This is a genomic window from Gracilibacillus caseinilyticus, from assembly GCF_022919115.1.
Classification (GTDB): domain Bacteria; phylum Bacillota; class Bacilli; order Bacillales; family Amphibacillaceae; genus Gracilibacillus; species Gracilibacillus caseinilyticus.
This window is the reverse complement of the sequence record NZ_CP095072.1, coordinates 1,265,197-1,277,032: the sequence shown is the minus strand read 5'-3', so window position 1 is coordinate 1,277,032 and position 11,836 is coordinate 1,265,197. Positions and strand designations below refer to the sequence as shown.

Here is an 11,836-nt window from a genome sequence, read left to right as displayed (position 1 = left end):
TAGAAGAAAATGGATATTATGGGAGATGATAAAAATGGAGCATTTAGCCTTAGAAAATAAATTATCACCCGCTTTTTTTAAGGCTCGTCTCATATCTGAATCAATTGGAAATGTCATTGGATTCATTATTCTCATCGGACTATTTTGGATGAAAGGTTATTTTAATTGGCCAGAGTGGGCGGATTGGCTGGTCATCGGTGCATTCGTTATTCATTGTATAGGCACGTTCTGGTCTTTTATCGAGCCTAAGTTTCTTTATCAAAGCTGGGGCTATCAGCTTGATCGTGAATTCCTTCAAATAAGTCATGGCGTCTTGAAGAAGGAATGGGTGACAGTACCAATGACAAAAGTTCAGTCCGTTACGACCAGTCAAGGACCGATTATGAAAGCCTATCAATTACGGGGAATCAAGGTTGAAACGATGGGATCCTCGCATTCCATTCCGGCTCTGGATGAACAGGTTGCACTGGAATTACGGGAGAGACTTGCCGAATATGCGAAGTTAAAGGACGTGGAGGAATGAGATATCATCCCTTAACCATACTATTTCGAATCTATCAATTAGTAAGAAACTCCTTTGTATTGGTTTTATTTTTATTTGTGATCAAAGGGCAGTCGGAATTCTGGCTGTTTGAATATGGTCGTTATGCGCTGATCGCAGTGATCATTTGGCGAATCATTTATATTTTTTCAAGTTGGTTTACGGAGACTTACCAATGGGATGACCATAGTTTTCACCTGAGGAAAAATGTATTCGTTAAACAGACAACAACGATTGCTTTTTCTAAAATTCAGAATGTAACCAGTCATACTACAATATTTCATAAATTATTTGGCTATACCTCGATCACTTTTGAAACGGCAATGGATGGCATCGATGATTCTATTACATTCGATTTCGTTTCGAAGCAGCACGCTACCTTTCTAAAGGAATTAGCGCAAAACCATTCGAAAAAATCAACTGTTAACGATGTGGAAGAAAAAGAATCTACGCCCACTCCAGCCAAAGAACCCGAACAAAAGGGAGTCATTTACTTTACACCTAGTAAACGAGAGTTAGTGAGAGCTAGTTTTACTTCGTTAAGCTTTCTCATTATCATCCCCATAATTACAAAGTTATATGAGTATGCAGCGCAACTGTTACCAAATCCGGAACAGTATAATGGGCTATTTTATCAACTGGTGGAAAATAAGTTACTGTTGTTTATTATCATTGTTGCAGCGGTTCTAATTGCTGTTATATTAGGGTTGATTAAAACCTTCACCCGGTACGGCAAGTATAAAATCTCGGCAACAGACACGCACATTTTTATAAAAAAGGGCATGATGAACGAAAGTCACTTTACGATCGAAAAAAGCAAAGTGCAAGGATTAGAGTTTCAGCAAAGTATGATGAAACGTATTTTCGGGTTAGTCGAAGTACGTCTGATAAGTGCTGGGAAAATAGCGGAAGATTCCGTGAGTGTAAATTCTCTATACCCCTTTTTATCTATGCAGCGAGCTTATCATTTAGTGGAAACTTTATTACCTGAATATTCATTGGAGAAAGAAATGGAGCGATTACCTCTTGCCTCTCTGTATAGTAAGCTATTTAGACCTAGCTGGATATGGCTGATTGCTACCGCTTGTCTCGCCTATTTTAAACCAGCCTTTTTGCAAATACAGTCCACCTGGTGGATCGTCTCATTGCTTCTGTTCATTCTGGTAGTGGTCAGTCGTGTATTGGATTATGTAAATACGCAATACACGATTGCCAACGATCAAATACAATGGTGGCATGGCGGCTTCACCAATCAATTGTTTGTAACGAAAAAAAGAAAAGTAATCGAAATCTGCTGTTCCCAGACCCTGTTACAAAAGATATGGAACGTAGCTTCTGTATCCACTATGAACCGCTCCAGTACACCCAGGGTTGAAGTCATTGATGATGTACCGCTGGATTTTCTCAAAAAATTAACAGCATGGTATGCAGCGCACGATACACAAATGAATAAAAGGGCTTAACCACCAAATTCAAGGATCTAAAACTGGCTATAATTTAACTAGCATAGCGGTAAATTTGAAATGTTGCTAGTGCAAGAATATCGCTCCGGCAGAAGTATCCGTGGTTGGCCTGCGCTAATGTAAGGGTTCTACAACTAATGTAAGACTTAGCATTTAGTTATTATCGATAAATGCCAATCAATAATAGCATTGGGAATTGCAAAAATATAATGCTTAGCACTGCTGCCATTAACTGTCAATAACGTTGTAACACTTCCTTATGTGTAGGAAATATGCGGATACTCCCGTGGGGCATATTTCCGGATCTTTGCTACGCATACACAATATATAAAATAACCACATCGTCACACAGTTCTACTTTACATAATTTATATTATAAGAATCCACACCTCATATTAAGCATACTTCCGCTACCCCACACTAGTTCATCGCTAAATTTTTCCAAACACACAAAAAAAGAGCCTTCCAGAATCAAAGGCTCAAACTGCATAATAAATAATGAAATGAAGTAAAAACAGACTGGCAATCACGTATAGCGTGAACGATACCTTCCTTGCATTGCCTGTACTCAATTTCAATATCACATAAAGAATAAATCCAATTGCAATTCCATCTGCAATGCTGTACGTGAATGGGATCATCACGATAATAAATATCGCAGGGAAAGACTCACTTAGATCAAGCAAATCCATTTTCTTTATATCTTGGACCATGAGTCCTCCGATGATCATTAACACCGGTGCGATTGCATTAGAAGGAATGATTTGGATATATGGAATAAAAAAAGTAACAGCTAAAAACAAGAAGCCCGTGGTAATCGTGGTTAATCCTGTGCGTCCTCCCGCCGTAATCGCGGCTGTGGTTTCTGCTGTTGATACGGTTGGACTGGACCCAAAGATACCAGAGAGCATCACCGAGATACCGTTGGCTTGAAAAGCTTTTTTGAATTTTTCCGGTCGATTCGTTGCAGCGAGATGGTTATATGTTAACCCTATATTCTCGAACAACACTACCATCGTAATCGAAAACACTGCCACTAAATAAGGAAAAGACATCCCGTTCGCAAATGACAAGGCGCCAAATACTTCGCTGTATTCGTGTAACGAGACAGCCTCATTCGTTTTGGATGGTAATACCCCTAGCACAAAGGCAATCACCGTTCCGATTAGAATCGTCCATAAAAAGTTACCCTTCACATTGCGAATAAACAAAATCAACGCAATAATAAATGTCAATACCGTCGCTAAGACAGCGGGATCACTGAAATCCCCTAGTGCGATGATCGATTGATCGCCACGGGTTACCAGGTGTCCATTTTCAAGGCCAATCAGCATCAGAAACAGACCGATTCCAATATTAATCGCCAGCTTTAACGATTCAGGAATCGCATCTTTGATGACAGTAGTTAACGATGAAAAGGCAACCAAGGTGAAAATAAGACCAGACACAGTGGTGACACCTAGTGCCTGCTGCCACGTCAACTCCATCGATTGGACAAGGGTGTACGCGAACATCGCGTTAATCCCCATGCCTGGAACAATTAAGATCGGCGCATTGGCCCACAATCCCATAATCAGACAGCTGACAAAGGAGATCAGGATTGTCCCTAACACAGCTCCTTCGAGGGGAACACCTGCTTCCGCTAAAATCAGGGAGTTCACGGCAATGATGTATGCAATCGTGAAAAATCCGATTAATCCGGCAGACAGTTCTTGTTTTACACTTGTCCCATGTTGTTTTAATTGAAAAATATCTTTTCTCAATGTAATACCTTCTATTTAATTGTCCCTCTCCCTACCCGCTCTAAAAAAATGAGCCAACTTATATTGTATGCTATTCAGAGAACTTGTCAACTGCCATTCAATAAAATGTAATATTTTGTTAAATAAATAGACAGCTCTTGGCATGATCATCCAGGAGCTGTTGTTAATATCGTGTGTTAAAACAGTCACCACCGTTAATGAAATATAATTATATCGGTCGTCTTCTTAATTTGTCGATTACCTTATTTTATGGTAATCGTAAATAAATTTATATAATTCTTTTCGGCGCTGTTTTTTCCTGTCTAAATACTTACTATTTCGGCTCTTTTTCGTTTTTTCGGCTAGCTGATTATTTTTATTATTATTTTGGACTTTTATTGTTTCTTCTGCTAATTGATTATATTTATCCTCACCTTGTTCTTTTGTTATTTCTTCAGCTGATTGATTATTTTCACCCTTGCTTTGCTTTTGTGTTTGTTCTGACGTTTGTTTCTTTTTCTTTCTTCTTTTTATTTCTGTTTCTACTTTTTCCTTTATCATTTTCACTGATGAGTTGACCATATCTTCTATAGGTATCCTCTCGATAACCGCACCAAGTATTTCTTCCTTACTTATCAACGAAGATGACTTTTCTTTTCCATCCTTTTTGTTGACCTTCTCTAACTCTTGTCGTATAAATTGATTCCATTCCTCATCATTTGTCTGATTGGTAACAGTCATAAGTTTTGCCTCTTCAGCTGGTGAATTAGAACTTGTTTTTTGCTCCTCATCCATGTAATAGGAAACCTCCTTATATACGTTTACTACACTTATTTATTCGATGGCTCTCCATATATTTATGAATAATAGTATTTTTCGCTTGGACTGAAGTGGATGTTAACGAATAATAGATTGCTACCTATTTACATGAAAGATAATGATAGATAATACTGTTCCACTTCACTTAGACAATCATATAATTTGATGAAAATGAGGCATTTCATCCAAGCGATTCCCTAGCATCACACATATTGTACTAACACAAAACTTTTATTTTAAGGAAGGGGCGGGTCCACCTTGTTATATGGACTGGAGAATGATCCAGATTTTAAACATATCCATACACGTCTATTAATCAGTTGTCCATCAAGTGATACAGATAGAGGTGGCCTATTTTTGTTAGATTTTAAAAATAATGCTTTCGAGAAACTATATACCGGCAGTTGCTCTGGTATGACGATCGTTAATGATCGATTATTCATCGCATCCGACGATAATGAAATCATTACCTTCGATCAGAAGTTTCAAGTCGTCGAAAAAAAACAATATCCGAAACTCGACTTTCACGATATCGTGAAGTTCAATGATCAAGTTGTGCTGGTTGTAGAGACAGCGATAAATGCGATCGGGTGCTATGATACCAAAACTTTGACACGAATAGGCGAGATCCGATTTAATGCAGAGGACAAAGACGTCCATCACATTAATGACATTTGGTTGGATGATCATACTTTATATGTTTCTATGTTTTCTCCCTATGGCAAATGGTATATGGATCCAATGCACAAAAGCGGTGCAGTTGCAGCCATTGATTTGACCGATTTTCATCCGACCCAACAACTCCATGTCGATCCTGAGGAACATGTCGTGGTTAAGGATTTATATATGCCGCATTCGATCTCCATGCATCAAAATGAACTAGCTTATTGTGACTCTATGTCTTTTCGTGTCTCCACTGGTAAGAACAAACCGATTCAATTACCGGGTTTTACACGCGGGCTTGCCATAACAGACAATACCATCTTTATCGGTCAAAGCAGGATGAGGCATGTTTTGCGAATTCCTCACCAATTCTCAAATTGCTGCCTGGATGGCGGCATCTATGTCTACGATTCTCACTATAGAATATCGCGTTTTATCCCATTGCCAGCACATCAGGTATACCAAATCCAAATTCTTGATTCTCATTTTGTTTAGAAGAAGGGAACTTGCAACGAAGTCAGTAACGCTTTACAGACACCAATGAAATGGGAGTATTTAAAAAAACAAAAGGGAGGGATACACATTTGGTAAATACAAACGAAGGAAATATCAAACTTTTACAAGAGCAAATTAGCTCATTACACAAAAAGGCTGTAGCTGGTAACAAAAAGGCCGTTCAAGATTTACACCATCTGCTCGAACAGGTTCGATCTAACTACCCAGACAATCCGCCTTTTGATGCATATCATGGAAGCACCATGATTTTAGTGGCTAGAGATGCGACCATTCCGTTAGATAAATTGAAATGGTCAAAATCAGGGTTAAAGCTTCTGGATAAGGCGGTAAGCGCTGAACCTCAACATAGAATGATCCGGTTATTACGGGGTAAGGCAGGATATCAATTACCTGAAGATTATTTTCAACGTTCACAATCGGCAATTGAAGATTACACTTTTCTAATAGAACGACAAATAGATGGTGAAGGGTTTCTTGACAATAGAAGGTACTTTCAGTTGATCTATGAATTAGGTGAATTATACAGTCGCATCGGTCAAAATGGCAATGCCCGTAAATGCTGGCTAACGCTTAAGAATAAATCCAATGATCCTAATCTTCTACATCTTCTCGAGATAAAATTAGAAGAGTTAGAAGACAAACCTGATGTTGAACATGAGCGCCTATTATCAAATTTGAAGAGAAGAGTGATTGATGCTGTGGAAAGTGAAATGAACAACAAAATGTGAAGGACCGTACAAAATTATGCGATAAAGAACAAAAGCGCAGAGCGCCGTTAAAAAACGTAGCGACTGGAACGAATCAACTGAGATAAAGGAATCACGGTGAGCAAGTGATGTCGATGATGACTTTCGCCCAAGGGCATAAGGGCGATTCGTGAAGTCGCCTAGTTTTTGGCGCTCGGAGCTGGACGTCGCTCGATGCAGGATTTCAAATCATCCACAGTCCAACATTTTATGATTTCCTAAACAACAATAAAACCATAGCTGCTCCGGCTATGGTTTCTTTGCTATATCTCCTCTTTATTAGCATCTTGCCACAATTGGAGGACTTCTTCATTCTTTGGATCTAAAGCATAGGCTTTGTTTAGTGCTTCTTTTGCTTTAGCATGTTCAGCTGTTTTTACATAACATTTAGCCAAGGATACCCATATTTCGATATCATCCATCCCTTGCTCAATGCAATAACAGAACTCCTTGACCGCTTCAGCAGGGTCTCCTCCTAGCATATCCGGTGAATTCAACAATTTAGAACCATTCATTCTTCTCGCAAGTGGCAACGTATCGTCTATTTCAAGCGCAAGCGTGATCTCTTTTTCTAATTTGGAAAAAAGCTCTATTTTGTCTGTTAAACTCCAAGCTGCATCAATTTGACGACCGTAAACAGCAGCAAGCCATGCATGAGCTTCCGCACTGTGAGGCTCCTGTTTAATTGCTTTTTCGAACCATTGTTGTGCATTCCCATAATTATTGTTGTTAAATGCAGTATACCCTTGATGTAGCAACTCTTGCAGTGGAATTGATTGGATTATATCAGCATCTTCATGATTGCCCTCATTTACTGGTTTATTTGACACGATATCTTGATTGTGATAGTTCTCAGACATGTGTAACACTCTCCCTTCGGATGATCTTCAATCCATGGCCATGCATAGTGGTTTGTCCTTTATCATGATCCTCTAGCAACGTGAGGCATGAATGCTAGGTACTTACTACATAAGGGATGGTTGAACTCAGAAATAAATGGCTATTTTGTTTCGATATTTTCACCAGGCATCCCTATCATCAATGAAATATATAATCATTATATGTTGTTTTTTCTAAGATGCCTCGGCTTATGCCAATTATCGATCCGACAGCTGTCAAAGCAAAAGGATAATCCATGTAAAAAATCAGAGGGATTATCCTAACCAAATACTATAAGGCACAGCGTACGTCATGTATGATTTTCTGAGGGCGTGCTTGTTGGTAAACAAACGTATGGTCTTTACCTCTACCGTTATAAAAATGAGAAAAAATAGCGTTGCCTGCTATATTTTAATCAGCTTTTAATAACTTAGCGTTAATAGCCACTACCACCGTACTTAAGCTCATTAACACTGCACCAACTGCTGGACTTAACACAATACCTATTGGAGCTAGAACCCCAGCCGCCAAAGGAATAGCGAAGATATTATAACCTGCAGCCCACCAAAGGTTTTGCACCATTTTCTTATATGTGTTTTTAGATAGACTTACAATCGAAACAATGTCTTTCGGATTGCTTTTCACAAGCACTATATCAGCTGTTTCTACCGCTACATCTGTTCCACTTCCGATAGCAATACCAACATCTGCGGTAGCGAGAGCCGGGGCATCGTTAATTCCATCGCCAGTCATCGCGACTTTTCTTCCTTTGGACTGGACTTCCTTTACCTTATCTGACTTATGGTCAGGTAATACTTCAGCAAATACTTCTGTAATATCCAGCTGTTTAGCTACCCAATTCGCCACTTTTTGGTTATCTCCTGTAAGCATGACGGAGTCAATATTATTTGTTTTGAGGGTTGCTATAGCTTCTTTTGCAGATTCACGGACCATGTCGGCTAGTGCAATCATTCCTATAAATTGATCATCGAGCAAAACAAAGACAACTGTTTTTCCCTCTTCTGAGAGCTCATTAAAGGATGTTGCAGGATACGTATATCCTTCTGCATCCATATAACCAGGACTCATGACTTTCACTTCTTTTTCATCCACATTTCCCACTAACCCTTTACCTGTAATGGAATTAAAGTCCTCTACTTTTCCAAGAGTTAACTCCTGTTCGCGAGCTTTGTCTACAATACCTCTAGCCAAAGGATGTTCAGAATTTTGCTCAATACTTGCCGCCCAATACAATACATCCATTTCCGTTTGTTCATTTGGTATGATATTGGTAACACCAAATGCTCCTTTGGTTAAAGTACCAGTCTTATCAAAAATAACTGCATCAATGTTCCTTGCATTTTCAAACTGGGTACGATTTCTTATTAAAAGTCCTTTTTTAGCAGACAGTGAAGTAGAAACGGCAACCACAAGTGGAGCGGCAAGACCTAACGCGTGAGGGCAGGTTATAACCATAACCGTTACCATTCGTTCTAAAGCAACATCAAACGAATACCCTAATACCATCCACACGATAAAGGTAGTTATACCCGATCCCAGTGCTAAATAAAAGAGCCACTTAGCTGCCCGATTAGCAAAATCTTGGGCACGCGATTTGGAATTCTGCGCTTCTTCTACTAATTCTATAACTTGAGATAAATACGTATCGGCACCCGTTTTTTTTACTTGAATGGTGAGACTGCCTTCTTTATTAATGGAACCTCCGATAACTTCATCATCCGTTTCCTTGTCTACTGGAACAGACTCACCTGTCAGCATGGATTCATCAATAGCCGATTTACCCTCTGTAATAATCCCATCAACGGGGATTTTCTCTCCTGGTTTTACTAGGACAAAATCGTCTGAATAAAGTTCATTTAAAGCAACATCTTCTGTTTCACCATTTTCTTTTAATCGGTGAGCTTCATTTGGCATTAGTTTCACTAATTCCTGTAAAGCATTCGAAGCTCCCATCACCGATTTCATTTCAATCCAGTGCCCAAGTAACATAATATCAATTAGCGTTGCCAGTTCCCAAAAGAAATTTCTACCTGACCAGCCAAAGACGACAAGAGAACTATACACATATGCGACAACAATTGCTAAACCGATCAGCGTCATCATGCCCGGATTTTTTTGCTTGAGTTCATCTAGTGCCCCTGTCAAAAATGGCCATCCGCCATAAAAAAAGACAAAGGTTGCCAATCCAAATAAAACATATTGATCAAACGGAAAAGAAATGTCCAGACCAATAAAATCTTGAATCATTGGAGACAAAAACAATATAGGTATGGTTACGATTAAGGATATAAAAAACCTTTTTTTAAACTCGTCAACCATGACTCCATGATCGTGTCCTTTATGACTGTCATGTTCATGGTGATGGTGCTCATGCTCCTGTTTATGATGGCTTTCGTTTTCATGCTTATGATCATTGTGTTCATGTACCAACGGAAAACCCTCCAATCTTTTTTGTACATATGCTCTATATATAATACTTTTACCTAGGTGGGGTATATTTAAACTTCCATTCATTAAAAAGTGGAATTCCTAGGCCGTTGATATTGAACTCCTAACTCTTTTATTAAAGTCAGCTCAAGTGCCAGGCTAACATTCTCTGCCTTTCTCCATAAATATACTTACGTTGCCCCGTATGGTGATTATAAACCGTCAAAAATTTTGGCATATAATTTGCACCAACTTTAAAGGAGTGGACAATTACATTAGGTTACTTTTTTAATTGAAGTTTGTTAATGCCTTTCAGTATTGGCTGACATTTCTTCTACAATGGAACTACTGTTTATATTCTATAGGCGAATGCAAGAAATGATAACAACCACATATCACTTCACATTTAATCGTTCACAAATTGATATTTGTATAATCTCATATCGCGATGTATAATAAAGATATAACATGAAAGCGCTTAATAAACATAGCGCCAAACCCTTTAGGAGCACAAGGAGGCATTCAAATGAGCCAAATAGAAAGAAATGACAAAATGGAACACCTGTTAGAGAAAAACAAATTCACAAAAGAAACCATCTTCAATATGTCTGATGAGCAAATTGAGTATTTTCACTGGCTCTATTTCGAAGACTCTGTATACGACTTAATGTAATTTCCATAATCTATACACAGCTCTTGGGTGATTTTCCGGGAGCTGTTTTTTAATGGCATAGAAAAACCTTACGATTGCGACGTAAGGTTTTTGTATTCTGGTAATAATCTAAAATAAACGAGATGCCTTACTCGCTGCTATACAAGCTGTAATTAATAATCAAATCAGGTAGGTAAAACTAGAAAAACGGACGAGAGGGAGGGAAGTCTGGTTGAGCGGCACATTTTGTAAAATGCAGACAATTGGTCCAATATTAGAATGTGTTATTTCAGAAATCGAAAAATGAAGAAGTAATATATAGATATAATTAAGTGGGAAAGAATATACCTTCCCACTAATATACTTTTAATCCTGTTATTCCACTATCCTCTTGAACAGTTCATCATTGTAAACGCTAGACAACAAGGGGTCATTATAAGCAGTTTCCTTTAAGCTATTATCTAAAGCAACTGCTTGCTCTAAAGATTGTAATCCATTGTCTGTCTGTCCCTGTTGAATCTGGAGAACCCCTTTTCCATAATATCCAATAGCTTCATTGGGGTATTGCTCTATAATGCCATCATAAATGGTAGTAGCTTCCTCCAATTCACCTGCGTAAGTTAACATTAATCCTTTATAGTCCACGGTATTGATCGGATTTTCTTTTTGATTATCAATGATCTGATTTAAATAAGGGATCGTTTCCATATAGTCGCCTAAGGTATCATACGAATAGACAAGGTACCATAGAGCATCGATATCATTTGGATAGGAATGAAGATAATTTTCAAAGTAAGGAATGCCTTCTTCGTATTTACCTAAGAAGTATAACGATACTCCTTTACCATATTGAGCATAAGGAGCATTTGCATCAATGGCTAATGCTTTATTGAAGTACTCTAACGCTTTTTCATCTCTTTCGAGAAAAGATAATGCATTACCCATGTTAATAAATTGTTCTGGTTCTTCTTCACTAAGATCAATAGCTTTTTGAGCTGCTACAATAGCTTGCTCGTATTCACCAGTTTCATTATATGCTAATGCTTTATTATTATAGGCGCTGTCTAATTCTGCATTAAGTTCAATTGCTTTCTCTAATGGTTGTAATGCTTCATTGTATTGCTCCATACTAATAAGAATATAGCCTTTTTCATTCCATAAAAGCGCATCTTCTGGATATGTTTCTAAACGTTCATTGACATGATTCAATGCTTTTTGATATTCTCCTTTATCATACCAACTATCATAATTTTCTCTTGAGAATTCTGGGTCCGTTGAACTAAGTACACTACACCCTGCCATAAATAGAATTGAAAATAAAAGCCACAATAATCTTTTATTCAAATGACCACTCCTAGATGATTATT

The 11,836-nt window shown here is 38.2% G+C and carries 10 protein-coding genes; 5 read left to right on the top strand and 5 right to left on the bottom strand.

Features of this window, described 5'->3' with window-relative positions; all coding sequences use genetic code 11:
- Window positions 1-34 precede the first annotated feature (34 nt).
- Together MUN88_RS06205 and MUN88_RS06200 are read left to right on the top strand one after the other, a co-directional pair.
- On the top strand, window positions 35-523 hold the full coding sequence (locus MUN88_RS06205) for a PH domain-containing protein (RefSeq protein ID WP_244722255.1): 489 nt from the start codon (window positions 35-37) through the stop codon (window positions 521-523).
- Entirely contained in the window at window positions 520-2,004 is a 1,485-nt protein-coding gene (locus MUN88_RS06200; RefSeq protein WP_244722253.1) for a PH domain-containing protein, read from the top strand. The genes MUN88_RS06205 and MUN88_RS06200 overlap by 4 nt, the downstream gene beginning before the upstream one ends.
- 479 nt (window positions 2,005-2,483) lie before the next feature.
- Here MUN88_RS06200 and MUN88_RS06195 read toward each other — a convergent pair whose 3' ends face one another.
- A complete protein-coding gene (locus MUN88_RS06195) occupies window positions 2,484-3,767 on the bottom strand; it encodes an NCS2 family permease (protein WP_244722252.1) in 1,284 nt (427 codons plus the stop codon).
- 237 nt (window positions 3,768-4,004) lie between these two features.
- The gene (locus tag MUN88_RS06190; RefSeq protein WP_244722250.1) at window positions 4,005-4,541 is read right to left on the bottom strand and encodes a hypothetical protein; all 537 of its coding nucleotides are present in this window, start codon (window positions 4,539-4,541) and stop codon (window positions 4,005-4,007) included.
- Window positions 4,542-4,922: 381 nt separating this feature from the next.
- Between MUN88_RS06190 and MUN88_RS06185 the strand changes: the two genes are divergently transcribed.
- Window positions 4,923-5,723, top strand: a complete 801-nt coding sequence (locus MUN88_RS06185) for a DUF4915 domain-containing protein (RefSeq protein WP_244722248.1) — start codon at window positions 4,923-4,925, stop codon at window positions 5,721-5,723.
- A gap of 89 nt (window positions 5,724-5,812) precedes the next feature.
- Window positions 5,813-6,472 (top strand): hypothetical protein, encoded by a 660-nt coding sequence (locus MUN88_RS06180; protein ID WP_244722245.1) that lies wholly within the window; start codon window positions 5,813-5,815, stop codon window positions 6,470-6,472.
- A 281-nt stretch (window positions 6,473-6,753) separates the two neighbouring features.
- On the opposite strand, the gene MUN88_RS06175 is transcribed toward MUN88_RS06180, so the two are convergent.
- Together MUN88_RS06175 and MUN88_RS06170 are read right to left on the bottom strand one after the other, a co-directional pair.
- Window positions 6,754-7,350, bottom strand: coding sequence for a tetratricopeptide repeat protein (locus MUN88_RS06175; protein ID WP_244722243.1), 597 nt, complete (start codon window positions 7,348-7,350; stop codon window positions 6,754-6,756).
- Between the two features lie 430 nt (window positions 7,351-7,780).
- Window positions 7,781-9,709 (bottom strand): heavy metal translocating P-type ATPase, encoded by a 1,929-nt coding sequence (locus tag MUN88_RS06170; RefSeq protein ID WP_244724347.1) that lies wholly within the window; start codon window positions 9,707-9,709, stop codon window positions 7,781-7,783.
- Between the two features lie 634 nt (window positions 9,710-10,343).
- On the opposite strand from MUN88_RS06170, the gene MUN88_RS06165 reads away from it, so the two are divergent.
- Window positions 10,344-10,490 carry a BH0509 family protein gene (locus MUN88_RS06165; RefSeq protein ID WP_244722240.1) on the top strand — a complete coding sequence of 49 codons (147 nt, stop codon included), beginning with the start codon at window positions 10,344-10,346 and terminating at the stop codon, window positions 10,488-10,490.
- 354 nt (window positions 10,491-10,844) lie between these two features.
- Here MUN88_RS06165 and MUN88_RS06160 read toward each other — a convergent pair whose 3' ends face one another.
- The gene (locus tag MUN88_RS06160; protein WP_244722239.1) at window positions 10,845-11,813 is read right to left on the bottom strand and encodes a tetratricopeptide repeat protein; all 969 of its coding nucleotides are present in this window, start codon (window positions 11,811-11,813) and stop codon (window positions 10,845-10,847) included.
- Window positions 11,814-11,836: the final 23 nt, after the last annotated feature.